Consider the following 26202-nt stretch of genomic DNA (forward strand, 5'->3'; position numbering starts at 1 on the left):
CTCATGGATATATCTCTGTTAGGTATATATCTATGAGGTATAAATGTGGAGTTGTAGGAGCCGGGAGGTAGAGCCATGGCTCTGATTGAGATCGATCACGTCTCCAAGACGTACGGGACCCGGGACGGTGGGGTGGTGGCGAACGACGACGTCACCCTGCACGTCGAGGAGGGGTCGGTGTTCGGGCTGTTCGGGCACAACGGGGCCGGCAAGACGACGCTGGTGAACCAGCTTCTGGGGCTGCTCCGCCCGGATGCGGGCTCGATCGTGGTGGCAGGTGAGGACATCGTCCGGAATCGGAGGCGGGGACGCTATCTGTGCTCGGCGCAGCCGCAGGCGTCCGTTCCCCTGGGGGAACTGACCCCGCGCGCCATCACAAGCCTGATGGCCAGGATGCGCGGAGCCGGCGACGAGGAGATCACACGCAGGGTCGGTGAACTGTTCGAACAGTTGGACATTGCCGAGTGGGCGGATCAGCCCGGCAACAAGTTGTCCGGGGGTGTGCTGCGGTTGACCTGTTTCTGCATGGCGGCGATCCGGCCGGGACGTGTTGTGGTGCTCGACGAGCCCACGAACGATGTCGATCCGGTTCGGCGCAGGTACCTGTGGGGCGCGATCCGCGAGTTGACCGGGGACGGCACGGCGGTGTTGCTGGTGACCCACAACATCGGCGAGGCCGAGGGGGCCGTGGACGAGATGGCGATCCTGGATCACGGCAGGGTGCTGGCCCGGGGGAATGCGTCGCGCATCAAGGCGTCAACCGTCGGGGACGACATGAAGTTGCAGGCATTCACCACGGCCCCGCGTGAAGCCTTCGGGCAGCCGGGCTGGGCCGGGAACATCGAGGTCAGGAACGGCGAGTTGATTGTCTCGTTCCCGAGGGATCGGGCGGTTGATGCCTTGACGTGGGCCGCGGAGCTGCGGGGCCGCCGGTTGGTGGGCGACTACTCGCTGCGCGAGATGTCCTTGGAGGACACCTACGTTCAGCTGGTGGGGGACAGGGAGGTGGACACTGATGCGCACTGAAACGGAACTGGGGCATGTGTTCAGGCTTCAGGCCCAGAAACTGGGCGGCCACCTGGTGGCCTACGGCATATTTTTCACGGTCATAGCGCTCGGCGTGGTCATCGGGTTCTCGTTCCTGGTGCCCTCCTCGTCTGCGGGAAACGAGATGCTGTACCTGGCCACGGGGGCGCCGACGATCGTTCTGATCATGACCGCACTCGTCGTCGTCCCCATGCAGAATGCGACCGCGCGGGTGGCCGGGTACATCGACTTCATCAAGTCGCTGCCCGTGAGTCGCAAGAACTTCCTGTTCGCCGATTGCACGGTCTGGCTGCTCATCACGGTGCCGGCGATCGTCATCTCCACCATGATCGCGCATTTCATGTTCCACCCCGGGTTCTCGGTTTCGTGGACGATCATTCCCGCCTATGTGCTGGTGGTGACGGCGTGTTTCGGCATCGGCTACGGCTACTCGTACGCGATGCCGGCTGAGCTTGCGATGGGGCTGTCGCAGATCATCGCGTTCGTTGCCCTCATGTTCACGCCGATCAGCTTCCCGATGGACCGCCTGCCCGAGTGGCTGCAGGTCGTGCACTTGGCGTTGCCGCTCCATCACATGGCCCAGGTGATGAGGGCCTCCCTGGCCCACGAGACCTTCCAGGCCGGAATCGTCAGCTACGTGGTGCTCGCCGTCTGGTCGGTGCTCGGTTTCTTCGCGGCCATCCGGATCCTCGAACGCGACTGACCGGCTGACACACACCCTCCCTGTGCTGATGCGGGGAGGGTGGCTGGCAGGATCTCGCGCCGTTTCGACCCCGACACGCCGATCGAGGAGACCATGATGGCCCTCGACCAGGCGGTGCGTTCCGGCCGGGCGCTGTACGTCGGCATCTCGTCGTACTCGGCTGCCAAGACCCGGGAAGCGGCCCGCATCGCTCGGGAGCTCGGCACCCCGCTGCTGATACACCAGCCCAGCTACAACATGTTCAACCGCTGGGTCGAGACCGGTGGGCTCGTCGACGCCTGCGAGAGCGAGGGCATGGCTGCGGCAGCTCGAATCCAACCTGGGAGCCCTGGAGAACATGGTTTTCACCGACGACGAGCTGGCCGCCATCGACCAGCACGCCGTCGAATCCGGGGTCAACCTCTGGGCCAAACAGACCGAGGACTGAAAACTCGAACAATGCACACTTTGCACACTTGAGGCGTTCAAGGTGTGCATGCTGTGCTATCGTTGATCGCATGGCACTTCGAAGTATCACCATCAATCCTGAAGCCGTGCGTGCCCCTGCAAACAGTGGCGAATGGCCGGAGTGGATGGTCGAGATCGCGGAGTACGTGAAACGAGCCGCTTCGTTGGGAGAATCGGTGACGCTCACGGCCAAGCGGAGGGTGCTCACGCCTGCGCAGGTCGCTGATCTAACCGGGGTGTCGAGATCGACGATTTCGCGAAAAATCGCTGCCGGAGAACTGCGTGCGGTAAAAATCGGAAACCGGAATCAGATCCCATATGAGGAGTTCGAGCGATTCTGGCAGGCGACCATGGGTGACGTCATTGAGATCAGCCGGGGCGAGATAAGAACAGACCTGTTCGGTGACTGACGATCCGATTCGCGTCTTTCTCGATGCGAACGTCTTGGTCAAACCTGTCACCCGCACCCTTTTGATGGTGGGCGGGCCGCTCAGCGGTTTCGCTGTCGTGTGGAGCGAAACCGCTGAGCGGGAAGCCGCGCGCCACATGAAACCAAACGCACTTTCGCCGACCATCGTCCGACAGCGGTTTGGGGAGAGCTTAGCCCCGTTGGTGAAGGTGCAAGTAGGTTTCTCGGAACGGCGGCGGAGGACAGGCAGATCCTTGCTGACGCCGTCGCGGCCAAGGCGGGTTTCCTGATTACGGCAGATGTGGATGATTTTGCAGAGGCTGATCTGGCATCTGTCGGTATTTCGGCGGTTAATCCAGATCTTTTCCTTGCCGCCAAATTGACTCGAAAAGCTTATGCGGCAGTGATCGATCTGTTTGTCGAACGGCAGGTCGCTCCCCCAACGACGGCGGCTGAATTTCACAGCGCCATTGCTCGGCAGCACCCGCTGTTGTTTGCTACGCATGCTGATATCTATGACATCGCACCCATGCCCAGCGTCCATCCCGCGCCAACGGTGCTGTTCCGCGGCGAACGTCCCCTACGGCTCGAGGACTGAGAGTCGGGTTCACACCCGCAGGTCGCGTCTGGTGAACAGCGGGAAGGACGCTGCCAGTAGCACCGCCGACCCCACCAGCAGGATCGCGACGTTCCCCCAGTCGGCTCCGTTCTCCAAGGGATTGGCGGCCCCGTACCAGTGGAACGGGGAGATGCGGGCCCAGTCGGCGAGGTCGGGGTTCATGGGCATGGTGGTGTTGATGACGTAGCCGACCAGTCCCACCCCGGTCGCGGTCCAGGTCGCTGCCGCCGGGGTGCCCAGGGCGGCCGCCGCCAGCAGCGCCGCCGAACCGATGAACAGGCCCAGTGCCAGCAGGTGCGCGGTGGCGCCCGCTACGTTCTCCGTCGCCAGGTCCAGGCCACCCAGCTTGACCCCGCCCCAGATCCCGAGCCCCGTCAGCCCCGCGACCAGAGCGACGAGCGTCGCCTGCGCCGCCATCGCCGTGGCCAGCATCCGGGTGCGGGTGGTGGGGGTGGACAGCAGCACGCCGAGCCGGCCCGAACGTTCGTCCGACCCCAGCCGCGACGCCACCGCCGCGCCGGCCAGGATCACGGCGGCGGGGGCCATCAAGCTCATCGTCTCGCCCCAGTAGAACCCGGCGGGGGAGGCCATGTCGGTGGCGCCCCAGACCTGCATGAGCTCGGGCGGCAACGATTTCGACGCCGTCTCCAGCTGCGGGGCCATCTGCTCGTACAACGGACCCATCAACAGGCCCATCACCGCGAACATCACCACACCCAGCACCAGGAGCAGACCGGTGTGGCGGGAGACCAGGAGACGGTAGCGGGAGGGCCCGCGGCCAGCCGCCGAGCCGGTCCATCTGGTTGTGGCGTGCCGGGCCGGGCGTGTCCTCGTCGCTGCTCGACGCAGGTCGCGGACCACCAGGCCGACGACCCCGACGGCCAGCAGCACCGCCGCGACGCCGAGCATCAGCGCCAGGTAGCCGCCGTCGATGCCGTTCAGCAGCACCGTCGGTTTGCTGTACCAGTACCACGGGATGAACTGCGCCAGGTCGCGGCCCTCCGACCATTGCGGCAGCAGCCCGGCGAACAACCAACCGAGCCCGAGGACTGCCGAACCGGCCCCCAGCGCCAGGCCGCGGCTCCCGGTGGTACCCCCGACCGCGAACGCGATGCCCCCGTACACCAGGGCGTTTGCGCCCAGCGCCAGGCAGAGCTCCCCGAGATGGGCGTCCCCCAGCGTGAGGTCGAAGGGCAGACTCGCCAGCGCGGACGCACCCCACAGCCCCAGTGACGTCACACCGACCGCCAGCACCAGCACCGCGGCCTTCGTCGCACCGACACCGACCCGGGAGATGGGATGGCTGAGCAGCAGCGGCAGCGTGCCGTCCTTCTCCTCACCCGCAACCAGCTGCGCGCCCACCGCGACGGCGAACCCCGCCACCGCGATCGCACCCAGGAAACCGAGCATCTGCGTGTAGGACATCACCGGGGCAGAGGCGCCGGCGGGAATCCCGGCCATCGCCAGCAGCTCGGGCGGCAGGGATGCGTAGATGTTGGTGTCCATCGACTGTACCATCGCGACCCCCATCAGCAGGAAAGCGAGGATGCACGCGACGATGACGCAGACGGCCTTCCAACGCGGCAGCAGGCCGCGTCCCAACACTGCTAGGGTGGTCATGACTGCTCCTGGTAGAACGCGAGGAAGATCTCCTCCAGGTCGGCGTCGTGGGCGGTCAGGTCGACGACACGACGGTCGCCGAGCGAATCGAGCAGGGTTCCGAGCTCCCCGTCGAAGGCCATGCGCACCCGCGGTCCGTCCACGGTGACGTCGCGGGCCCCGGGGATGCCGACGAAGTCGCGCGGATCGGCGTCGCGGTCCAGGAGCAGATCGACGCGCCGCACCGAGCGCAGGTCCGCGACGTTCTCCACCGCCACCAGGCGGCCCGCGCGGATGATGCCGACCCGATCGGCCACCTGCTGCACCTCGGAGAGGGTGTGGGAGGACAGGAACACGGTGCGGCCCTCCGCGACGGTCTCCCGCAGCACCTGGTGGAACTCGTGCTGCACGAGCGGATCGAGGCCGGCGTTGGGCTCGTCCATGATGATCAGTTCGGGTTTGTGCATCAACGCGGCAATCAGCCCCACCTTCTGACGGTTCCCCGAGGACAGCTCCCCGACGCGCTTGTCGAGGTTCGCGTCGAATCGCTGCCGCAGCTCATCGACATGATTCCAGTCGACGCCGCCGCGCAACCGGGCGAAGAACCGCAGCGTCTGCGCGCCGGTCATCGCGGGGTAGAGGGCCAGGTCGCTGGGCAGGTAGCCGAGCCGGCGGTGGATCTCGACGGCGTCGCGGCGGGAATCGAGACCGAGCAGCCGGGCGGTGCCGCCGGTGGCGCGGATCTCGTCCAGGAGGATGCGGATGGTGGTGGACTTGCCCGCGCCGTTTGGGCCGAGGAAACCGAAGATCTCCCCGGTGTGGACCTCCAGGTCTATGCCCTTCAACGCCTCGAAGGAGCCGTACTTCTTCCGGAGCTCCCTCACCTCGATGGCGTTCATTCCTCTTTCTCCTTTCCTTCTGTCTTCTCCTCTTCTTCTGTCTTCTCCTCCAGCTGGGGCCGCAACTGCTCCAGCAGGTGCGGGGTGAACAGGCTCGCGAACAGCGTGAGCTGCACCTGCACGTAATCCGTGACTCCCGGTTCGGCCGCGATGTCCTCGGCGGCGATGTCGACGTCGAGGAGGCGCTTCAGGTGCCGGCTCAGCACCAGCGAACCCAGCGAATAGATCGTCAGCATCCGCGCTGCGGCGGCAACGTCGGGGATGGGGGTCAGCAGGTCCGCATCGATGGCGCGGCGGATGTAGTCGGCGGCGTCGTCGGCGAGCTGGTCGACGAGGGCGTCGATGGCGGTGCTGGACTCGGTGAGGCGGTGGGCCAGGTAGCCGAGGATGTTGTCCTGCCCGGTTTCCCGCAGGGTTTCCAGCACGTTGGGCATCGGCCCGCGGATGGCGTCGTTCTTGGCGTTGCGGATCAGCGTGGCGACGTGCTCGTCGCAGGTCAGCAGTAGGCCGTCCATGGTGCCGAAGTGGTGCCGGATCAACCCGATGGACACGTTCGCCCTAGCTGCGACGGAGCGCGCCGTGGGTTTCTCGCCCGCCGCGATGAGCGCGATGGCGGCGTCACGGAGTCGTGCCCGGGCTGTCAGATCATCAATCATGATACAAGCGTATAAGAAACTGAACGCTTGTACAAGAGGTGGGCGTGTCGAACCTGCTCTCCTGCAAAACCACCAAAATCCGCATCCCTCCCGCGATTCGTGCGCAGGCCGGCTCGCTGGCCCTAATAGTGGTTTGCTGGGCTTATTCACGTTTGCCTGCGCTGTGAAGCCAGCAAATATGAACAAGCCCAGCAAAACAGCAATAAGGCCAGCAAACCGGTGAGGGCTAGGGATGAGGGGTAGCGGGCGATTGTGCCGGGTAGGACACCGCCGTCACATGGGAGACCGGAAGCCGGCGCCCTACGAGGTCGGATCCGGCCCCGCGCCCATCATGGCGCGCAGTTCGTCGGTGAACCCCTCCACCACGACCTCGCCGTCGAGGCGACGGAACCGGTCGGGGGTGAGTGCGACGCGGTGCATCTTCACCACCCGTTTTCCGAAGATCTCGACCCCGGCGCCGTTCGGCTCGTAGCCAGCGCTGCGGGAGACCCCCAGTGACGATTCGTTGCCGGCCACCGCCTCCGACTCGGCCCGCTGCGCCCCCAGGTGGTCGAAGGCGAAGTGCAGCAGCAGCCTGCGCATTCGCGAACCCCAGCCCCTGCCCTGGTGTTCCAGTGCCAGCCAGGAACCCGAGTGCACCACCCGCCGCCTCGGGAAGTCCTCGGAGAAGAGGTCCTGGCAGCCGACCAGCACACCACCGACGTAGACCCCGAACGCCAACGTCCAGGACTCCGGGCGGAATCCGGAGCGCCATCCCCAGTGCGCCTGGATGGCGTTGCGGCGCCGTTCGGGAACCGGCGCCTCACACCACGGGAAGAACCAGTCCACGTTCTCCTCGGCGAAGATCGGGGCGCTCAGCAGGTCGAGGTATTCGGGCATATCGGCGTCGCGGAACACCCGCAGCGTCATGTCGTCGTGGGTGATCCGCAATCCGAAAGGCGGATAGGCCTCAACCAGGGGGTCGCTCATGATTTCACCACGAACTTGAGTTCCCGCCCGTCGGCCAGGCGCGGCAGCTGGTCCGCCAGCAGCGCGACGATCCGGGGCAGCATCGCGGTGGTGTTGCCGCCGATGTGGGGGCTGATGAAGGCCCCATCGGCCTGCCACAGCGGATGGTCGTCGGGGAAGGGCTCCGGGTCGAACACGTCGGAGGCCATCCGCAGCCGGCCCGCGACCACCTCGGCGGTGATGGCGTCGGTGTCGACGACGGGGCCGCGCGCCACGTTCACCACCAGGGCGCCGTCGGGCAGCAGGGCCAGTTCCTTCGCGCCGATCAGGCCGCGGGTGGAGTCGGTGAGCGGCACGATCAGCACCAGGATGTCGGTGTTCGGAAGCAGCTCGGGCAGCTCGTCGATGCCGTGGATGTGGCCGTGCTCGTCGTCGCGGGCGGTGGTGGCGACCCGCGTGATCTCGGTTTCGAAGGGCGCCAGTCGCGACCGGATGGCCTCGCCGATGGCTCCCGTCCCGACCACGAGCACTCGTGAGTCCGCGAGCGCGCGGGTGGAGGCGGCCTGCCAGCGACGTTCACGCGCCCAGCGGGGCAGCTCCCGCTGCGCGGCGAGCATCAAACCGACGGCCAGCTCGGAGGTGGAGGCCTCGTGCACCCCACGCGCGTTGGCGAGGGCGACGCCGTCGGGGGTGATGTGGAGAAGATTGTCGTAGCCCGCCGACTGCGCCTGCAGCAGACGCAGCTTCGGCAGGTCCGCCAGCGACCGCCACGCCGGGGCGGGACGGAAGTACGGCAGGACGGTGGCCACCACGTCGTCGGCCTCGTCGCCGAGCACGTCGCGGATGGGGGAGTTCCAGTCCCAGATGCGCAGCTCGACGCCGAGCCGGTCCGCAGGGGTGTGTGAGGTGAGGGCCTCAAGGAGCTGTCGGTCCGGAAGAGTCACGATCATGTCCTGAGTCTAGGGCTCGTAGGTTCCATGGGATGCGGCGAGGCCCATGTGACGGGCCTGGTCCGTGAAAACCACGGAATCCATCGGTCAAAAAGCCGACAAGGCGGATCGCGGTTTGGATAGCTGAAATCCTGACGACAGGGTGTCGCGACGCTAGGTTCGAAAAGGTGAACACAACCTCGCCAATGACGACGACTGCCGACATTGAACCTTGGAGGGTGATGTCATGAGCCACCACGGACACGGTTCAGGGATCGCTTCCGCAGCCAAGGCCCATCGCATCCTGCGCTTCGTGCTGGTGGGTAGCCCGAACTGCGGCAAGACGACGCTGTTCAACGCGCTGACCGGATTGCGCGCCAAGACCGGCAACTACCCGGGGGTCACCGTCGCTCGCTACGAGGGGCGGCACCGGGTGGGGGATGCCGACGTGATCATCGAGGACCTGCCCGGCGCCTATTCCCTGGAGGCCATCAGCCCCGACGAGGAGGTGGTTTCCCGGGTGCTTGGCGACGGGATCTCCGTTGGTTCCCCAATCAGCGGGCAGATCGTGCTCCTCGACGCCACGTCGCTGCGACGTTCCCTCAACCTGCTTTCCCATGTGCAGCAGGTCCCGCGGCCGACGCTGGTCGTGCTGACCTTCACCGACGAACTGGCGCGGCGAGGCGGCTCCGTCGACATCAAAGCGCTTTCACGGGCCCTCGGGGTGCGGGTGATCCCGATCGTCGCGGGTGACCGGGCGGGGGTGGAGGAGCTCTCCGAGGCGTTGAGCGAGGTCGACTCGTGGCCCGCTCCGGTCGTCGCCCCGCCCATCGGTCAGAGCGACGTCTTCAGCTGGTCCGCATCCGTCCTGGAGGCGGCGCACTACCAGGCGGCCGGCACCGACCGCCGCAGCCACGGCATCGACAGGGTGCTGCTGCACCCGTTGTGGGGGACGTTGGTCTTCTTCGCGACGATGTTCGCGTTCTTCCAGATCATCTTCACCGTCGCGGCTCCCATCAACGATGCCTTCGAGGGTTTCTTCGTGTGGCTGGGTGGGATCGCCAAGGAACACATTCCCATCGACTGGCTCGCCTCGCTGGTCGGTGACGGCATCTTCGCCGGTGTCGGCGCGGTGGTGGCGTTCATCCCACAGATCGCGTTGCTGTTCCTCATGATCGCCATCATGGAGGGCAGTGGATATCTCGCGCGGGCCGCGTTCCTGATGGACCGTGTGATGGGGATGGCGGGTCTGGAGGGGCGTGCGTTCGTCGCTTTGTTGAGTTCGGTGGCCTGCGCGATCCCGGGGATCATGGCCACTCGGACCCTGCCGTCGGCCAAGGACCGGATCGCCACCATGATGGGTGCGCCGTTGATGACCTGCTCCGCACGCCTGCCGGTCTACACGTTGCTGATCGCGATGGTCGTGCCCGGCGATCTGTTCTGGGGGCCGTTCCAGGTGCAGGGCACCATCATGTTCGGCCTGTACCTGCTCGGGTCGGTCTCCGCGATGATCGCCGCCTGGGTGTTCAAGCGTGTCACGGGGCGCAGCGGAACCGTGATGCCGTTTTACATGGAGATGCCCGCCTATCAGATTCCCAGCGCCCGTTCCGTCATCATCGCCGTGTGGGATGCGTGCAAGTCGTTCCTGCGGAAGGTCTCGGGGATCATCATGGCCACCACGATCGTGTTGTGGGCGCTGTTGAACTTTCCCGCCCCGAGTGAGGACGCGATGACTGCTGCTGGGGTGGATGTCGGCGACGAGGCGGCCGTGACGGCCTATACCCTCGACAATTCCTACGCCGCTGCCATCGGCCGGGCGGTTTCCCCGGTCTTCGACCCGCTCGGTTTCGACTGGCGCATCAACATCGGTGTCCTCAGCTCCCTTGCCGCGCGAGAGGTCGTCGTGGCGACTCTGGGTCAGGTGGCGGCCGCGGAGGATCCGGAGGATCCGAGCGAGGCCTTGGAGCAGATGACCTACACAGATGGTCCGCATGCCGGGGAACCGGTGTTCACGGCGCCCACTGTCACGGCGTTGCTGTTGTTCTTCGCCTATGCGCTGCAGTGCGCCTCCACCTTGGGTGTGTTGAGACGCGAAACGGGCACGTGGCGGTGGCCTGTCGTCGCGTTCGTCTACATGGGTGTGGTCGCGTGGGTGATGGCTTTTCTCGGATCAGGTATCGCTAGGCTCATCACATGACCCATGCCATGCGGCCGATCCACCCCCAGGCGGTTCCGGATGATCCGTTGGCGGTTCGCTGGGTGGTCCACACGGGCACCCAGGGAGTCGTCGGCGAGGTGGTGGCCGCGCCGGATCCCTTCGGTGCGTTGATGCGGGACAGGGTGATCTCGCTGGCCCTGCTGGAAACCGAGGGGATCTGGGTCTGGCTGGCCCCCGGGAACACCTGGGCCGATTGCGGCCACAAGGTGCGTGAGGCCATCCTCGAATCCCTGGATCTCGACGGCTGGCGGATCAACGGCGACTCCGCGGACCTGCTGCGCCTGGTCGCGAACGACGTGCTCCTAGGTGATCTCGCCGACGAGATCCACGCGGCCGACACCACCGTCGAGGTGGTGGAGAACGACGCCCGCTGGCTGCTGCTCGACCTCGGCCAGCTCGATTCCCGCGATCCCGCCGCCAGCACGGAGCTTCAGCAGCGCATCGAGACGGCGATTCGCGCCCGGTGCCCGTCGTTGCGGGAGACGTCGCGGCTGGGGGGTCCGCAGAGCAGCCACTTCACGCTGTCCAACACTCCGCGCCGGGCTCTGTGGACGGATGAGTAAACTGAGATTCAGTTCCAGTAAGTGGAGCCTATTGACGAAAGTTCATGAATCCTCGGGCAAATCTTCTTGGATCAGTTAAGGCATTGCTAAGTTCGCGACTATGAACGAGACACCCTCCGCCGCAAGGACACTCGCCGACTTGAAGGTCGGGGCGAGCGCGCGCATCACCGGATTCGACGGTGACGACGTGATCAGCCGCCGACTCTTCGACCTCGGGTTCGCTCCAGGACTGACGTGCAGGTTGGAGCGCCGCGCCCCGTTGCTCGATCCCCTCATGTTCAATGTCGGAGGCACCGAGATCGTGCTCCGCCACTCCGAGGCTTCGAGAGTGCTGGTGAAACCATGACCTGTCACGACGAACATTCCGCACCGGTCGCGACGGGTCTGCGTCGTTTCGTGCTGGTGGGCAGCCCGAACTGCGGCAAGACGACGCTGTTCAACGCACTGACCGGGTTGCGCGCCAAGACCGGCAACTACCCGGGGGTCACCGTCTCCCGCTACGAGGGCGTCCACAAACTCGGTGACGTCGAGGCGATCATCGAGGACCTGCCCGGCACCTACTCCCTCGACCCGATCAGCCCCGACGAGGAAGTGGTCACGGAGGTTCTGGACGCGGGCGAGTCGGTGCACTCGCCGATCTCCGGGCACGTCGTGCTCATGGATGCCACACAGCTGCGCCGAGGCCTCGGGATGCTGGCCCAGGTGCAGCAGCGCGAACGCCCCACCGTCGCGGTGCTGACCTTCACCGACGAATTGGCGCGGCGAGGCGGCTCCGTCGACGTCGACGCCCTGTCGCGGGCCGTCGGGGTGCAGGTGATTCCCGTGGTCTCCGGCGACAAGCGCGGCGTCGAGGTGTTGTCCAAGGCCTTTGCCGAGGTCGACTCGTGGTCCGCGCCGATCGTGCCTCCGCCCACCGGCCATGAGGAGGTCGCGGCCTGGGCCGATTCGGTGCTGGAGAGCGCCAACTACCGCGCACCGGATGTCGACGAACGCACCCGCCGCATAGACAAGGTGCTGCTGCACCCGCTGTGGGGGACGTTGGTCTTCTTCGCGACGATGTACGCGTTCTTCCAGATCATCTTCACCGTCGCGGCTCCCATCAACGATGCCTTCGAGGGTTTCTTCGTCTGGATGGGTGGGATCGCCAAGGACATGATCCCGATCGACTGGTTGGGGTCGCTGGTCGGTGACGGCATCTTCGCTGGTGTCGGTGCGGTGGTGGCGTTCGTGCCGCAGATCACGCTGCTGTTCCTCATGATCGCGCTGCTCGAGGGCAGCGGGTACCTGTCGCGGGCCGCGTTCCTGATGGACCGTGTGATGGGGATGGCGGGTCTGGAGGGGCGCGCGTTCGTTGCCTTGTTGAGTTCGGTGGCCTGCGCGATCCCGGGGATCATGGCCACTCGGACCCTGCCGTCGGCCAAGGACCGGATCGCCACCATGATGGGTGCGCCGTTGATGACCTGCTCCGCACGCCTTCCCGTGTACACCCTGATGATCGGGATCATGGTTCCCGGCGATCTGTTCTGGGGGCCGTTCCAGGCGCAGGGCACCATCATGTTCGGCCTGTATCTGCTCGGCGCGGTCTCCGCGATGATCGCCGCCTGGGTGTTCAAACGCATCGTCGGGCGCGGCGCCACGCAGCTGCCGTTCTACATGGAGATGCCGTCCTACCGGCTGCCCAGCGCCCGCTCCGTCATCATCGCCGTGTGGGATGCGTGCAAGGCGTTCCTGCGGAAGGTGGCGGGGATCATCATGGTGGTCACCATCGTGCTGTGGGGGCTGTTGAACTTTCCCGCCCCGAGTGAGGACGCGATGACTGCTGCCGGGGTGGATGTCGGCGACGAGGCGGCCGTGACGGCCTACACCCTCGACAATTCCTATGCCGCTGCCATCGGCCGGGCGGTCTCGCCGGTCTTCGATCCGCTCGGTTTCGACTGGCGCATCAACATCGGTGTGATCAGCTCCCTGGCGGCCCGCGAGACCGTCGTCTCGACTCTGGGTCAGGTGGCATCCGCGGAGGACCCGGAGGATCCGGGCGAGTCGCTGGAGGGAATGACACATTCGGACGGCCCGCATGCCGGTGAGCCGGTGTTCACGCCGAGCACGATCGCGGCGCTGCTGGTGTTCTTCGTCTACGCGTTGCAGTGCGCCTCCACCCTGGGCGTGATGAGACGCGAAACGGGCACGTGGCGATGGTCGATCATCGCGTTCATCTACATGGGTGGACTCGCGTGGGTGATGGCGTTCGCGGCGAAACTCATCGTGGGGGCGATCGCGACATGACCGGGAAGCTGCCGATCCATCCCGAGGCCGTTCCCGGGGACCCGCAGGCCGTCCGGTGGGTGGTTCCCACCGGCGGCGTGCCCGTCGGGGAGGTGCGCGGCGCGCCCGGCAGCTTCGGGTCGATGCTGGAGTACGGGGTGATCTCCCGGGCTATGGTGGAGGCCGACGGCGTATGGACGTGGCTGGCCTCCGACCAGGCGTGGAGCAGGGTCGGATCCAAGGTCCGCGACGCCATCGTCGCCTCCCTCGCGGAGGAGGAGGGCTGGGACGTCGAGCCTGGCTCTGCCGACCTGCTGGGCTACATCTCCCGTGATGTCGTGGAGCACCAGCTGGCGGCCTACATCGCCAGCCACGGCGGGCAGATCCAGGTGGCCGACAACGACGCCGAGACGGTGGAGGTCGACTTCGGCGGGGCGTGCCAGGACTGTCCCGCCGCCGGCCAGACCCTCCACCAGCGCATCGAGACCACCATCCGGGCCCGCTACCCGCAGCTGAAAACCGTCAAACGGGTGGGCGATGTGGGCAAGAAGAAGCGGGGCATCACCTGGCTGAACCTCCCGGGCCACAACTGCTGAGGCTAATGGCTTGAGAGGCTGATCCTGAGGATGCGCACAGCTGGGCATGGTGCTCGTTCCTCGGATGTCTGGTGATTACGGTGGAACTGGTAGTCGATGCGCACCATTGAGCTAGCTTCGTAGTGGTAGACATCCGACCAGCCGTCCCTCGCGTATTTGGCCATTCCGCGCAATTTTGTGCACTGGCCTATCCGGGGCGGCTGGTCGGGTTGCATCGCCAAGTAATCCCAAGCACGCTGCGCACTTGGAAGACCGATCCGATCGATCAGTTCTGCCCAAGCTGGCAGATACTTTCTGTGGACCACGACCCGGAACCGAGGTTCATCCTCCGGTTTTCCGCCAGGCCTGCGCGCGGGAGCAAAGGGTATGTATGCGCTGTTGGCGGTCGGAGACATGGGGTCACGCTTCGGTGTCTTTGGGACGCTGGATCTCAGTGAAGTTTTCCAAGTCCTCCCCGAGGGCGGTCACTGCGGTCTCGTCCGCCATGAACTCGGCAGTGGCTCTCCAGGCGTCCAGCAGAGATCTGACGGTGTCAACCCCGGAACAAGCTCGCATCAGGGCGTCACTCACATCGTCGCGGAACTCCAGCAGTTGTTCCTCGGAGAGAGAGAAGACGAAGGCCCAGGCGCCGAAATCAGCGGCGCGGCGTTCGTTGCGAGGGCGACGCAACGCGCTTTCCAACATGACGAAACCACGAGCATAGTCCCGGATGTTCGCCAAGCGTTCAAGCTCAACGTGGGGCAGGAAGGCCAAGGCGTCGCCGCTGGGCGCACGCAGCAACGTTGTGCCGCGCTGGGCGGCTTCCACGATTTCCTTCCGACGAGAGCCCGCCAGATCTGAACTCTGATAGATGTGGTCAACGGCAGTCGTCACACGAATCACCCCATCTGACTGGTAATTTCTTGCATAGGATCTTACCAGATCGATTATGTGCGATGTCACTCGCGCCGGGGTGGGTTGCGGGTGAAGCGGATCGACCGGGTTTGGAGGTTTTCCCCGGTGGGGCCCTTGTAGGGGATCGGTTTGCGGGGGTTCCGACCCCGGATGCCGCTGATGGCGGCGGCCTTGGCCGAGGCTTCCGGGTCGCCTCCGATGCGTTGGCCGTACTGGTTGGTGAACGTCAGGCCGCCGGGGATGTCGGGGTTGCCGGTGATCGTGTAGCGACCCTGGTGGTGCTGCCGGTGGTGGGTGGGGCAGAGCGAGACCACCGTTTCGCGGTTCGTGGCGCCGCCGTTGCTCCAGTGCTGAATGTGGTGGTTCTCGAGGAACCCGGTGACGGGGCAGCCGGGGTATCGGCAGCCGCGGTCGCGGTCCTCCACCAGGCGGCGGGTCCGAAGCGGCACGATCCGTTGTGAGCGGCCCACGCTGACCGGCAGGGAATCGGTTTCCCAGACCGGGATGAGGACGCCGTCGCAGGTGAACTCGGCCAGGAGATGTTGCGGCAGGGCGCCCTTCTTCGTGAGCCAGCCCGCGCCGGTGGTGTCGAGGTGCAGATGGACGCGGTAGTGCTCCTTGCGGCTGCCCGAGGTGATCGCCCTGAGGGAGCGGTTCGCCATTTCGAACAGCCCGTCGGCGAGAGTGGCTTCGGTGTTTCCGCTGGTGAACAGGGCGTCTTTGGCCTCGCGGATGGCGGTCTCCACCAGGGCGCCGTCGACGGCCGGGGCGCTGAGGCGCAGCTCGAAACGTCCGGTGCGTGAGTTGGTGACCATGGACAGCTGCGACGCGTCGGCCCGCGCGGTTTCGTGCGGCTCCGGGGAGGACGTCTCGACATCCGGGTGGTGATAGCGCGACAGGGTGCGTCGCAGCTGCGTGACCGTCGCCTTCTCCGCGAACTCGGTGATGCTGGCCGAGTACTCCTCGGGCGCGTGCTGGGCGACCACCGCGGCCTGGTCCAACCCGAGCCGCCCGGCGCCAAGCGCCTCGACCACTTCGGGAAGCTCGGTGGATCGTTGCGCGACCCGCGCAACCGCCGCCGCGTTCGCGGGGGAGAGGCCGACGAAGACCTGCAGCCAGTGCTCGATGGAACGGATCCCGTCCCCGGCCCAGGTGTTGGACGAGAGCAGCTCCTCGGTCAGGGTTACCAGGTCGGCGTGGATCACGGCCAGCCTGCCCGCCAGCTCGTGGGCTGCGGCCACGCGCCGATGCCAGGCCGCGGCGTTTTCCTCCGCGGGGCCCTCGAAGAGGGGAGTGTAATCCGTTCCAGCCATAAGGTAATGGTACATGAGTTCGATTAGAAGCGCAAGAGCGATTCTGGAATTAGTTGATCCAGGCTGTGAGTCTTCTAGGTGAACGGCTGAGCCGAGCTCGCATCTGACAGCTGGGCAATTTGATGAAGACGCCGGTTTCCGGCGGGTCACTGGTCGGGTGGGGACTCGAACGTCAGGACCTCGACCCCCGCCAGGCGGGCCTCGGCGAGGGCCGACGGGGATGCGTCCGTGGTGGTCACCAGGGTGTCCAGGTCGGCGTAGGTGGCGAACTGGTGTGCGGCGGTCTGGGTGAACTTGTCGGCGGTCGTCGCCAGGCAGACCCGGCTCGCGGACTTCAGGGCTGCGCGTTTGACGTGCGCGTCGCCCCAGTCTGCGACGGTGAGGCCCGCGTCGGGGTGGGCTGCGCAGGAACCGATTATCGCGATGTCGAAGCGCATGCGACGGATGACGTCGGCAGTTCCGGGGGCGGTGAAGGAGAGATCGTCGTGGTTGACGGGACCCCCGGGGACGATCACTTGGTTTCCCGGTTTGGCGGCGAGGGCCGCGGCCGCGTGCAGCGACAGGGCCAGGGCCGTTATACCGAGGCCCGTCAGTTCGTGGGCGACCGCCAGGGCGGTGGTGCCGTTGTCAATCAGGACGGAGTCTCCGGGATTGATCATGGATGCGACGGTGCGCGCCAGGGCCTGTTTGGTCGCCGGGTGTTCGGTGCTGCGGAGGTCGAACGGGTAGGTGGCGCCGCGGGATTTCGCTGGAGCCGCCCCGCCTCGGACGCGCCGTAGTGCGTTGCGTTCGGCCAGGTCTGTCAGGTCGCGCCGGATGGTGACGGCCGATGCCCCCGTCAGTGCGGTGAGCTCCTCAACGGTCCGCGACGACTTGCTGACCGCTGATATGATCAGTTTGTGTCTTTCTGATCGTTGCATGTGATCATTCTGGATCATAAGTTGTGTGCATGGGAAGTCATGGCAAATCGATTCGTCTGGTTGCCGTCGACATGGACGGAACCTTCCTGGACGACGAGAGCAAGTACGACCGCGCTCGTTTCGCTCGGATTCACTCCCGCATGCAGGAGGGTGGAATCCATTTCGTCGTCGCCAGCGGCAACCAGCACCGGGCCCTCAGCAGGTGTTTCGACCATCACCCGGACGTTTTCCACATCGCGGAGAACGGCGCCTTGGTGGCTGCTGGCGACGAGGTGCTGCACACCACCCCCTTCGCCCCGGCCGACCTCGACGCCGCGCTCTCGCTGAGCGTGCGGCTGCCGGGGGTTTTCGTGCTCGTCTGTTGCGCATCGACCGCATACGCGCCGCGCACCAGCGACCCCGATGTGATCGCGGCGTTGGGAAGGTACTACGCGAGCCTCGAACTCGTCGACGACTGGGGTCGGGTGGAAGAGCCCGTGCTCAAGCTGGCCTTGGGATGCCCGGGCGAGGAGACCGCCGGGCTGCTGGAACGACTGAAAGCCGGCCTGCCCGCCGGGGCGGTTCCCACATCCAGCGGGCACGGGTCCATCGACATCATTCCCGCCGGCGTGAACAAGGGGGTCGCACTGGCCTGGCTGGGCGAGCGGATCGGCGTCTCCCTCGACGACATGGTGGCCTTCGGCGACGGCGGGAACGACGTGGAGATGCTGAAACGGGCCGGCACCGGGATCGCGATGGACAACGCCCCGGAAGCGGTGAAGGAAATATCCGACGGCACAACCGGGAGCAACAACTCCCAAGGGGTTCTTGCGTGGCTTGAAGATCATCTCGGTCTCGCGAACTGAACCGAGCCGCGAACGCGATGAGCCGTGGGTGAGTGTGTGGAGGGCTGTGGTCGGGTGTGATTGTCGGTCGCGGGGTGGTTTCGACTCAGCCGTTCGCTTCGCTCACGCGCTGGCTCAACCAGCTTCAATGAGGGGTGGTTTCGACTCGGGCTGCTCCTTCGTCGCGGTCCGTCTCCTACCCGCGACCCCCGTAACCCACCAGGTAGCCGAACGCGACGACGGCTCCGGTCCGGGTGAGGCCCAGCCGGGCCAGCCAGTAGTCGTCGATCAGGCCTCCCACGACCACTCCCGCCAGGCCGAGGTCCGCCGCCGTCAGGGAGAGTTGCTGCATCACGGCACCCGCCTCGAGGAGGGCGAAACGACCTCCCCGCTCCCCGTATTTCGCGGTCAGGCGGTCGGGGAAAAGCGTCGCGACCACCAGGCACGCCGGTTCCCCGGCGACGGGGGCGTTGATCCGCGACTGCGCCTCGGGCCACGGCGGGGACGGGTCGGGGAGGGTGACCAGGCCGTGGTCTATGGGGTCGTAGTAAAGCATCCGGCCCGTGTGGTTCTCCACCCGCCAGCCGACCACGAACACCTCCGTCGCATACGACGCACTCGCTGATGGAAAAGCGCGATGTTCCGGGCCGCCCCACGCCCGGCAGGAACCGAGCAGCCGCGCCAGGTACTTGGCTCCGAGGGGTCGCGGCGAGAAACCCCGCCCACTTCTGCGCCGCGCCGCGAGCCTTTCCAGGGGCCGCTCACGGGTTCGCGGCAGCGGGGTGGGTGCGAGCGGATGGTCCAGACGCAGCTGCCTGCTCTCCGGGTCGTAGGAATCCATCATGCGCATGAATTCCCTCAAATTGTGGGGGCTCAATTCGGATGCCTGCCAGAAATCGTCGAAGAAGGGTGTTTCCATCGCCTCACCCCAGCGGATGCGGTTTCAGGTTGGGGAACCGGGATTCCGGTCCCCGGCCCGGATAGCGCGATTCCACCATGCCGTCCACCTTGTGCAGGAACGGCCAGGCGTCATGGGAATGGATCAATGCCATGTCTGGCGACAGCGCCTTCACCACCCGCACCCCTGCCTGGATGGCATCGATGGTGCTCACCTCTCGGTAGTACACGCGGATACCGGCGTCCAGCAGCGCCTTCCGGGCCACCTCCAGCGCACGTCGCGGTTCCTCGGGGGCCGCCCGCTGTGACGGGGAGCGCAGGACGTTCTTTTCCCGCAGAATCGGCAGGTCCGGCCACAATTCCGGATACAGCGTGTAATACATTGCGTGCTCGTCGAAGGAATGCAGTTCGCTGTTTTTCCGGATCCGGGAGACATCGGTCAGTTCTCCGTAGATACCCGCGAACAACACTCCCTGATTCCACTCCAGATGGGCCTTTTCCGCGGCGGATTCCCAGTCGTGTTTGCAGGCCACCCCGAGCGAATACCGCCACACACCCCGTTTCGGTATCCCACCCATCACCGCCGCGACGGGAAACGGACTGTAGGCGGGGGTGAGATCGAGGACGGTGAATTCGCCGCTCAGTCTCGCGACCTCTAAGGCCAAGGAATCGGGAGGGGCGACGGCGCGCCCGGACAGGCCGTGCAGCCACGTCGTCATCAGGGCGTCGCGTTCGATCAGCTCCTGCACCCCGCGCAGCAGGGCCGCGTGCGCGTCGGGTCCCGCCGCCAACCCGGAGGAGTTCGGCACCCCGGTGCGGTGCGGGTCCTGCAACGACACGAAGGGCTGCGGCACCCACACCGGGGAGTTGTCGAAAAGGGAGAAGACCTCGACGTACGGACACTCGGGGTCGTGGATGCTGCCGTGCGGGAAACCGGGCCGGGCGCGCTGATCAGGGGTGAACAGCGCGAAGTCCTCGGCGTCGATCCGCTCGCCGGGCGGGATGTCGCGGCGAGGCCGCATCGGCAGCTGAACCAGCCCCGAGGTGGTGCGTTCGACGGCTTCCCCGATCGCCGCCAGGCGCGCGTCGCGTTCCCGTCTCGCCACCCCTCCGGAGGCGCTCTCCCAGGGCGAGTCGATCTTCCGCGGCACCCCGTAGTGGACGATGTCGGCGTCGGCCATCGACAAAGAAACGCGCTGCGGCGGCAACACCAAGCCGTGGCGCTGCCCGACGGCCTGCTGCATCAGATGGGCGCCGAGGATCATGGTTCACGGGAACCGGCGAAAGCGGTCACGAGGAGCTGGGCGGGGGATCGGTGTCCGTGGTGTTTCGTCTCGGCAGGCCGAGGATCACCTCGATTGCGCTCCTGCGCCCGGGACGCCAATGCAGCAGCATGATCAAGCTGATGAGCACGGCAGTCCCCGTGGCCAAGACGAGATAGAGGACGGGCGAGAAGGATTCACGCAGGAAGAGGTTCACCGAGATGAGTAACTCGTTTGTCAGGGCGACCCAGAGCAGAACCGCCATGATCGCTGCCGTCACCATCGCCGGGATCCTGTTCCGGAATGAGACCAGATACCAGTAACCAGCCCCCAGAACCGCGAAAGCAAGAACGAGAACTGCCAACTGATGCGCCGGCTCTTCAAAGGCGAATCCAAACACGACGCCTATCAGCGCCAGCCAAGGTAGAAGCAAGGCGAGGGCTATGCGAGCGGCGAAAGCTCCCCCGGAAAGGCGGGTGCTCTCACGGGCCTGGATCACCGCTCCCGTTCCGAGCGCGCTGGCCGTCGCCAAAGTTGCAACACAACAGCAACAGCAGCTACAGCAGCAGCATGTGGGAGTGGCCACCGTCCTCGGCGCGCCGGTCCCGTCGAACTGGGTTCGCAGTGCCTTCATGGTGTGATGCTACCGGGCAGGTCGATCCCGCGGCAGTAGTCGCAGAGGGGGACCGTGAGCAGTTTCTCGCGCAGGATGGAACGGTCGGCGAGGTTCCAGGCGACGGTCCAGCCCGCCAGCGACGTGTCCCCCTCGAGGCAGCGTCGCACCTCCGAGGCGAGCAGCGCCGCGACGAGATCGGGATACCGCCTGGCCACCTCGGGATCGGCGACGGGTTGTCGTTCACCCCAGCGCTCCCGCAGCCGGCCCTGCAGGCAGGCTACGCACGGGGTTTCGTGCGGGATCACCAGCGGACCGATGGACACGGTGTGATGAAAGGACATGTCGACAAACAGGTGCGGCCGTTCCAGCTCGGACGCCCGCCGGACGATGTCCGGCGCGGTGGCAGTGTGACGCACCAGCACCAGCAGGTCGGCGGTTTCCGCAGATCGCGGCTCGCCGGGCAGCACCACGTCGACGGGAAGAGGATCGCCGACGACCGCCACCGACCGGCGTCGCTCCTCCGGGATCTCGGGGCAGATCATCCCGGCCGACAGCAGCTGCTCGAACTCGATCGTCCCGGTCGGGTCGAGGCCTTCGCGGGTCACCGCATCCCCGGCCGCCAACCGGGAAACGAGAGGGCTCGGGTCGAACTGGAAGCGGGCGTCGTCGCCGCCGTAGATCTCGAAACCGTCGTCGCGTTCCACGATCCGCCACGACGGGGACAGCCGGTACATGCTCAGAGATTAGTCACTCGCGGGTCGGCTCAACCAGCTTTTCGGGGTGCGGGGAAAATGGGGGCGTGCTGGATGACCTCGGGGCGGAAGTCGCGCTGGACCGCCCGCCCGAGCGGGTGGTCTCGCTGGTGCCGTCGCTGACGGAGGCGATCGCCCTCACCGCCCCGGGCGTGCTCGTCGGTGCCACGAACTGGTGCACCCATCCCGCCGGCCTGGAGGTCGCGCGGGTACGGGGCACCAAGAACCCCGACCGCGCCGCCATCGCCGCGCTGCGCCCCGACCTGGTGGTGACCAACCAGGAAGAGAACCGCCGAGTTGACGTCGAACGGCTGCGGTCCGCCGGAATCCCGGTGTGGGTGACCCGCATCGACGGCATCGACGACGCCCTGGGCAGCATGACCCGGCTGTTCCGGGAAGGATTCGGGCTGCGGGAGGTCAGCTGGCTGGAGGAGGCCCGCGAGGTGTGGCGCCACCCGCCGCGGCTGTCTGGACGGGTGGCGCTCCCGGTGTGGCGGGACCCCTGGATCTGGGTGGGTACGGGCACTTATCCCGACGACCTGCTGCGTCGCCTGGGACTGGTCAACATTGTCGATGACATGCGGTATCCGCATGTCAAAATCAACGACGCCCTCAGTGGGAACCCAGATTTCGTCCTGCTTCCCGACGAGCCCTACCCCTTCACCGCCACCGACGGACCGGAGGCGCTGGGCGGGGTGGGATCTCTGAACGTCCGGGGCAGGTCGCTGTTCTGGTACGGCCCCGCCATGGTCGAGGCGCGAGCCGACCTGGAGGCCGCCATTCACGAAGGCGGAGGAGCGTTTCGGAAAACGCCGGCGAACCGGTAGATGGCCAGGGCAAGGGCGAAGGTGACGGCGGTGTAGATGCTGATGCCCCAGTAGCCAGGGAAAACGGTCAGCAGGGTGCCGCCGATGCCTCCCGTGATGGCGGTGCCCAGGTACATGGCCGAGTTTGACAGCGAGGAGACGGTGCCGCGGGCCTGGCCGGCGTTGCTCTGGAGTTGCCCCATCATCACCGGCAGCAGGAAACCTCCGACGAGCAGCGTCGCGGCGAAGGCGATGGTCGCGGCCCAGCGGGACGGCATCGCCGAGGCGAGCAGGAAACCGGCGCCGAGGACGACGATCCCGGACCACAGGGAGGTGCGCTCCCCGATCCTGGCCACCAGCGGCGGCCCGGCGAACGAACCGATTCCCTGCCCCAGACCGATGATCATCATGGAGACGCCGATCTCGGTCTGTGTGGCGCCGAAATCCTTGGCCAGCCAGGAACCGATGAACGAGAATGCGCCCAAGCAGCCAGCCTGGAAGACGAGGTAGGCCACCACCGACCACGCCAAGGTGCGCGAGGCGAGAACCCGGCGGTACGGGGCGAGGAGGCCGTCCCCGTCGGTTGGAGCGGCCGGGGGAACGCTCGGGAACCACGCGAGAAGCGTTAGCCACAGCAGGACGCTGAGCCCGGCGATGGTGAAGAAGGGTAGACGCCAGTTCTGGGTGGACAGCCAGGAGCCGATGGGAATCCCGGCCACCTGGGCGATCGCCAGGCCGGCCGTCGCGTGCCCCATGACCTTGATGACGGCCCCGCGTGACACCACCATCGGGATGGAGGCCCAGATCTGTGGACTGACGAAGGCAGCGCCCACACCCGCCAGGAAACGGGTGGTGAACATGGACCAGAAGTCCCAGGTCACCCCGCAGGCGCAGGTCAGCAGTGCGAAGGCCGCCACCCCGGCCAGCAGCACGCGGCGTCGGTTGTGACGGTCCGAGATCGGCCCCGCCGCCAGGGCGAACAGCGCATACCCCAGGGCGTAGGCCGAGACCAGCCACCCGGACTGTGCGAGTGGAACGCCGAACTCCTCCTGCAGCAGGGGCAGCAGGGGAGCGACGAGGAAGGTGTCGGTTCCGATGACGAAGAGAGTGAAGAACGACAGCGACCCCATGGCGGATTCGCTGACGGTTCGCTGGTGGGAGGACATGACCACTCCTTTCTTTTCGATGTTCACCGAAGTAAGAATTGTCCTGTGGGGGAGCGGGAGTCAAGTCCTGCAGGGGTGGTTCCGGGGAGGGGAAGTTGGTTGAATCGTCCTGCTCGTTCGGTGCGGTCCGACGCAACCGGTTTCCAATAATGTTGTGCGACCCGGCGGTGGGAGGTACCGTCTTTGGTTGAGCGTGTGCCGAACCGTGCGACTTGAAAGGGCGGGAAGATGGCCAGGGAGGTGTTCCATCCGGATGTGGCCGACATCAGCCTGGACGCGGTGCTGGGTGCCCTGTCGGATCCGATCCGCCGCGACGTGCTGCGTCGCATAGCCGAGGAAGGGCCGCTCTACTGCGGCGATCTCGCCTACAACGTGGTCAAGTCCACGTTGTCGCACCATCTCAGGACGCTGCGGCTATCCGGGCTCATGCACACCGAGGTCCTGGGCAAGCGGCGCCGCGTCACCCGCCGCGACCACGCCATTGAGCAGCGCTTCCCCGGCCTGCTGAAGGCGGTCGGACTGCCGCCGGGAAAGGGTTGCTGGGAGGAGCAGGAGATTGCGCGGCCGGGCGCGGTCCGGTGAGGTGCGCGTTCTGGTGGTCGATGGCAAGTGCAGCCCGAGGGCCGGGCACCGCGCCTCCTGTAGAAAAAACCCCACCAGTCCCGGAGGACGGTGGGGAGCTATGGCCTCAGTCTTCCGCGTCTGTGGCCCACACGCAATGGTTTCGTGCAGATTTCTTTCCCAAAGCGATGTTGTCATGGGTGGGGTCGGGGGCGCCCGCCACGGTCGAGCGGTCAGATCAGGATGACCACCTCCCCGAGGATCAGGGTTGCTTCTTCGACGGGCAGTCAGTAGATGAGCGTCGCTGAGCCAACTTGATGGGCATGGCCTGGATCAACGAGGAAATGGCGATGATGATCGTGTAGAGCACTCGCGCCGCCCGGGGCGGCTGCTTGTTCGAAAACGCGTCAAGAATTTCGTATACACTATTGATGTGAGTGAACATCTGTTGCGGGGTGAATCCGTCACGGACGAGCAGATCCAGGCTTGGGCCGACGAGGCGGAGGCTGGGTACGATCTCGCGAGTCTTCCCAAGGCACGCCGAGGTCGTCCGCCTGTGGGCGATGGCCCCGGGGTGGTCGTCCCCGTGCGGCTCGATGCAGCCACCCTTGCAGCTTTGACTGCCCGGGCCGAGGCAGAAGGCATCCAGAACCGGTCGGAAGCGATCAGGGCTGCTGTCAAGGCCTGGGTGGACGTTGCGTGACCTGCACAGGCTGCGCGGAAGCACTACCGTCGTGACCGCCTCGATGACGATGCAGTGCGCCATGCAGCCATCCATGCCCTGCGCTCCCGTCCACTTGATGACAAGGACGACCCTCGGCGCTGGCTGTTGATTGGCATGGATCCGGCCGGGCGTCTTCTCGAACTCGTCATGTTGGTCTACGACGACGGTTACGAGCTGATCATCCACGCCATGAAGGCCCGTTCTCAATACCTCGACGAATTTTGACAGAATTCTTCGGGGCTCTCCGGCTTCCACTCATCTGCTCGTGGAGCCTGTAGCCATTTTTCCTATCTCGTACTGACCCGTGCGACCGCCTCCGGGGTGATGGAGTAGTCGGCCACGGTTCTCGCGGCCATCCGTCGCACTGCCGCCGGTCGCGCCAGGACCGGGGCCAGCGCGACGACGAACGGGACGAGGCTGGGTGGGTCCTCGAGAACCGGGTTCAGGACCTCCCGCGCCGGTGCCTGAGGGGCGCGCCCGAGCAGGGCGCGGGCAACGGTTTTCGCCACTCCCCGGCGGGTTCTGGCGGTCTCGGCCGCTCCGAGGCCGATGGCCAGCGTCGAACGGGTCCGCACACCCGCTCGCGCCACCACGGGCTCCCCGGATGGAGGGGTGTCGTCGGCCAGACCGATCATGAGGGCGGGGAGATCGACGCCGGCCGCTGCTGCGTTCGCGGGCTCGGAGATGCGGGGATTGCACTCGATGAAACACGGTCTGCCGTCTTCGTGGAAGTAGTCGAGGCCGAGGCCACCGTGCCACGACAGGAAAGCGCCCAGGCGTTCGAGGGCCGTCACCGCCTCGGGATGATGGACGCTCACCCTCGCGGCCGCGCTTCCCCCGACTCCGGTTGCCAGCAGCTCACTGGCCGCCGCCGCCAGCAGCCGGCCGCGACGGAACAGACCCTGCACCTGGGCGTACCGGCCGGGCGCCGGAGCCTGCGCCATGACCCGGCCCCGCGGGGTGAGCGACGCGAGGGCCGCGGCCGCCTCGTCCCGGGAGGGGACGTGGAGGACCCCGCGACCAGCGGTCGAGAACTCGGCCTTGAGCCAGACGGGGAAGTCCAGCCCGGAGAGGTCGTCCTCGTTCTCGACCAGCCGCCACGCGGGCTGCGGCAGCCGGAGGTCGTCGAGGAGGCGTGCGAACTCGATCTTCGACTCCACCCGGTCGAATGCGGCAATGTCGGCGACCTCCACCCGGTGCCGCATCAGGTGCCGGCCGGCGGAGAAGAGCCAGGCCTGCTCGTGGGTCGGGAGGAGGGCGTCGTATTCCCCGGAGGCCATCAGCCGGTCCGCCGCCGCCAGGTAACCCAGTGGGTCCTGCGACGGGGCCGGGACGCGACGAATGGCGCGGCAGTACCTGCTGAACCGTGCGATGGGGGCCCGGACGCTGGACATCGCATCGACGACCGCGCCGTCGCGCCCGAGCACCGTCACGAACTCCCGGGCCGTGAAGCTGGAAGCCTCGGAGAGCAGCACCCGACGTCGTGCGGCCGTCCTCATTCCGACCGGGCCCCCGTGGTGCCCGTGCCCCCCGTGATGTGGTGCTGGATGCCGGGGCCGTTCATGGCGACAG

Annotated in this window: 28 protein-coding genes and 1 pseudogene; 15 read left to right on the forward strand and 14 right to left on the reverse strand. The window is 66.3% G+C overall.

The window, feature by feature from the left end; genetic code table 11:
• Nucleotides 1-75: 75 nt before the first annotated feature.
• The 5 genes and pseudogenes from EL272_RS00250 (at nt 76) to EL272_RS00270 (ending at nt 3204) form a co-directional block, all read left to right on the forward strand.
• A complete protein-coding gene (locus tag EL272_RS00250; RefSeq protein WP_061787456.1) occupies nt 76-1026 on the forward strand; it encodes an ABC transporter ATP-binding protein in 951 nt (316 codons plus the stop codon).
• Nucleotides 1016-1750: an ABC transporter permease gene (locus tag EL272_RS00255; protein ID WP_061787455.1), complete on the forward strand. Its 735-nt coding sequence runs from the start codon at nt 1016-1018 to the stop codon at nt 1748-1750. Before EL272_RS00250 ends, EL272_RS00255 begins: the two co-directional genes overlap by 11 nt.
• Before the next feature lie 54 nt (nt 1751-1804).
• Nucleotides 1805-2047 (forward strand): annotated as a pseudogene (locus tag EL272_RS15580) (aldo/keto reductase); the annotation flags it as partial.
• 200 nt (nt 2048-2247) lie between these two features.
• A complete protein-coding gene (locus EL272_RS00265; protein ID WP_061787454.1) occupies nt 2248-2607 on the forward strand; it encodes a helix-turn-helix domain-containing protein in 360 nt (119 codons plus the stop codon).
• Nucleotides 2608-2907: 300 nt separating this feature from the next.
• On the forward strand, nt 2908-3204 hold the full coding sequence (locus tag EL272_RS00270) for a hypothetical protein (protein WP_126409282.1): 297 nt from the start codon (nt 2908-2910) through the stop codon (nt 3202-3204).
• 9 nt (nt 3205-3213) lie between these two features.
• Here the strand turns inward: EL272_RS00270 and EL272_RS00275 are convergent, their stop codons facing one another.
• From EL272_RS00275 to EL272_RS00295, 5 genes are all read right to left on the reverse strand, one after another.
• The gene (locus EL272_RS00275; protein WP_061787453.1) at nt 3214-4845 is read right to left on the reverse strand and encodes an ABC transporter permease subunit; all 1632 of its coding nucleotides are present in this window, start codon (nt 4843-4845) and stop codon (nt 3214-3216) included.
• Nucleotides 4842-5723, reverse strand: a complete 882-nt coding sequence (locus EL272_RS00280; RefSeq protein ID WP_061787452.1) for an ABC transporter ATP-binding protein — start codon at nt 5721-5723, stop codon at nt 4842-4844. Before EL272_RS00280 ends, EL272_RS00275 begins: the two co-directional genes overlap by 4 nt.
• Nucleotides 5720-6379: a TetR/AcrR family transcriptional regulator gene (locus EL272_RS00285; RefSeq protein ID WP_061787451.1), complete on the reverse strand. Its 660-nt coding sequence runs from the start codon at nt 6377-6379 to the stop codon at nt 5720-5722. The genes EL272_RS00280 and EL272_RS00285 overlap by 4 nt, the downstream gene beginning before the upstream one ends.
• Before the next feature lie 300 nt (nt 6380-6679).
• On the reverse strand, nt 6680-7348 hold the full coding sequence (locus tag EL272_RS00290; protein WP_061787450.1) for a GNAT family N-acetyltransferase: 669 nt from the start codon (nt 7346-7348) through the stop codon (nt 6680-6682).
• Nucleotides 7345-8277 (reverse strand): 2-hydroxyacid dehydrogenase, encoded by a 933-nt coding sequence (locus tag EL272_RS00295; protein ID WP_244926096.1) that lies wholly within the window; start codon nt 8275-8277, stop codon nt 7345-7347. Before EL272_RS00295 ends, EL272_RS00290 begins: the two co-directional genes overlap by 4 nt.
• 298 nt (nt 8278-8575) lie before the next feature.
• On the opposite strand from EL272_RS00295, the gene feoB (EL272_RS00300) reads away from it, so the two are divergent.
• From feoB (EL272_RS00300) to EL272_RS00320, 5 genes are all read left to right on the forward strand, one after another.
• Nucleotides 8576-10453, forward strand: a complete 1878-nt coding sequence (gene feoB, locus EL272_RS00300) for a ferrous iron transporter B (protein WP_197720308.1) — start codon at nt 8576-8578, stop codon at nt 10451-10453.
• Entirely contained in the window at nt 10450-11037 is a 588-nt protein-coding gene (locus EL272_RS00305) for a hypothetical protein (protein ID WP_041696012.1), read from the forward strand. Before feoB (EL272_RS00300) ends, EL272_RS00305 begins: the two co-directional genes overlap by 4 nt.
• Nucleotides 11038-11137: 100 nt before the next feature.
• A complete protein-coding gene (locus EL272_RS00310) occupies nt 11138-11383 on the forward strand; it encodes a FeoA family protein (protein WP_041696013.1) in 246 nt (81 codons plus the stop codon).
• A 56-nt stretch (nt 11384-11439) separates the two neighbouring features.
• Entirely contained in the window at nt 11440-13320 is a 1881-nt protein-coding gene (gene feoB / locus EL272_RS00315; RefSeq protein ID WP_197720309.1) for a ferrous iron transporter B, read from the forward strand.
• Nucleotides 13317-13895 (forward strand): NifU family protein, encoded by a 579-nt coding sequence (locus EL272_RS00320; protein ID WP_014845216.1) that lies wholly within the window; start codon nt 13317-13319, stop codon nt 13893-13895. The genes feoB (EL272_RS00315) and EL272_RS00320 overlap by 4 nt, the downstream gene beginning before the upstream one ends.
• Nucleotides 13896-14294: 399 nt before the next feature.
• On the opposite strand, the gene EL272_RS00325 is transcribed toward EL272_RS00320, so the two are convergent.
• From EL272_RS00325 to EL272_RS00335, 3 genes are all read right to left on the reverse strand, one after another.
• Entirely contained in the window at nt 14295-14768 is a 474-nt protein-coding gene (locus EL272_RS00325) for a hypothetical protein (RefSeq protein WP_014845217.1), read from the reverse strand.
• A 65-nt stretch (nt 14769-14833) separates the two neighbouring features.
• A complete protein-coding gene (locus EL272_RS00330; protein ID WP_061787447.1) occupies nt 14834-16102 on the reverse strand; it encodes an HNH endonuclease signature motif containing protein in 1269 nt (422 codons plus the stop codon).
• Nucleotides 16103-16248: 146 nt separating this feature from the next.
• Complete coding sequence (locus EL272_RS00335; RefSeq protein ID WP_061787446.1) at nt 16249-17022, reverse strand: DeoR/GlpR family DNA-binding transcription regulator; 774 nt, start codon at nt 17020-17022, stop codon at nt 16249-16251.
• Between the two features lie 29 nt (nt 17023-17051).
• Here EL272_RS00335 and EL272_RS00340 point away from each other — a divergent pair, with 29 nt between their 5' ends.
• Complete coding sequence (locus EL272_RS00340) at nt 17052-17867, forward strand: Cof-type HAD-IIB family hydrolase (RefSeq protein WP_061787445.1); 816 nt, start codon at nt 17052-17054, stop codon at nt 17865-17867.
• Nucleotides 17868-18042: 175 nt separating this feature from the next.
• Here EL272_RS00340 and EL272_RS00345 read toward each other — a convergent pair whose 3' ends face one another.
• From EL272_RS00345 to EL272_RS00360, 4 genes are all read right to left on the reverse strand, one after another.
• Nucleotides 18043-18765, reverse strand: a complete 723-nt coding sequence (locus tag EL272_RS00345) for a SagB/ThcOx family dehydrogenase (protein WP_061787444.1) — start codon at nt 18763-18765, stop codon at nt 18043-18045.
• Nucleotides 18766-18769: 4 nt separating this feature from the next.
• Nucleotides 18770-20008, reverse strand: coding sequence for a YcaO-like family protein (locus EL272_RS00350; protein WP_061787443.1), 1239 nt, complete (start codon nt 20006-20008; stop codon nt 18770-18772).
• 25 nt (nt 20009-20033) lie between these two features.
• The gene (locus EL272_RS15185) at nt 20034-20504 is read right to left on the reverse strand and encodes a hypothetical protein (protein ID WP_041696018.1); all 471 of its coding nucleotides are present in this window, start codon (nt 20502-20504) and stop codon (nt 20034-20036) included.
• A 131-nt stretch (nt 20505-20635) separates the two neighbouring features.
• Nucleotides 20636-21355, reverse strand: a complete 720-nt coding sequence (locus EL272_RS00360) for a TOMM precursor leader peptide-binding protein (RefSeq protein ID WP_061787442.1) — start codon at nt 21353-21355, stop codon at nt 20636-20638.
• Nucleotides 21356-21420: 65 nt separating this feature from the next.
• Between EL272_RS00360 and EL272_RS00365 the strand changes: the two genes are divergently transcribed.
• A complete protein-coding gene (locus EL272_RS00365) occupies nt 21421-22200 on the forward strand; it encodes a helical backbone metal receptor (RefSeq protein ID WP_061787441.1) in 780 nt (259 codons plus the stop codon).
• On the opposite strand, the gene EL272_RS00370 is transcribed toward EL272_RS00365, so the two are convergent.
• Nucleotides 22155-23372 carry an MFS transporter gene (locus EL272_RS00370; protein WP_197720278.1) on the reverse strand — a complete coding sequence of 406 codons (1218 nt, stop codon included), beginning with the start codon at nt 23370-23372 and terminating at the stop codon, nt 22155-22157. The genes EL272_RS00365 and EL272_RS00370 overlap by 46 nt on opposite strands.
• A 201-nt stretch (nt 23373-23573) precedes the next feature.
• Here EL272_RS00370 and EL272_RS00375 point away from each other — a divergent pair, with 201 nt between their 5' ends.
• From EL272_RS00375 to EL272_RS15590, 3 genes are all read left to right on the forward strand, one after another.
• Nucleotides 23574-23927 carry an ArsR/SmtB family transcription factor gene (locus EL272_RS00375; RefSeq protein ID WP_014845226.1) on the forward strand — a complete coding sequence of 118 codons (354 nt, stop codon included), beginning with the start codon at nt 23574-23576 and terminating at the stop codon, nt 23925-23927.
• Nucleotides 23928-24333: 406 nt separating this feature from the next.
• Entirely contained in the window at nt 24334-24609 is a 276-nt protein-coding gene (locus tag EL272_RS15980) for a ribbon-helix-helix protein, CopG family (RefSeq protein WP_041696926.1), read from the forward strand.
• Between the two features lie 54 nt (nt 24610-24663).
• Nucleotides 24664-24855 (forward strand): hypothetical protein, encoded by a 192-nt coding sequence (locus EL272_RS15590; RefSeq protein ID WP_061787437.1) that lies wholly within the window; start codon nt 24664-24666, stop codon nt 24853-24855.
• Between the two features lie 62 nt (nt 24856-24917).
• Here the strand turns inward: EL272_RS15590 and EL272_RS00390 are convergent, their stop codons facing one another.
• Nucleotides 24918-26129, reverse strand: a complete 1212-nt coding sequence (locus tag EL272_RS00390; protein WP_061787436.1) for an ATP-grasp domain-containing protein — start codon at nt 26127-26129, stop codon at nt 24918-24920.
• Nucleotides 26130-26202: the final 73 nt, after the last annotated feature.

The sequence above is a fragment of the Arachnia propionica genome (assembly GCF_900637725.1).
Lineage (GTDB): Bacteria > Actinomycetota > Actinomycetes > Propionibacteriales > Propionibacteriaceae > Arachnia > Arachnia propionica.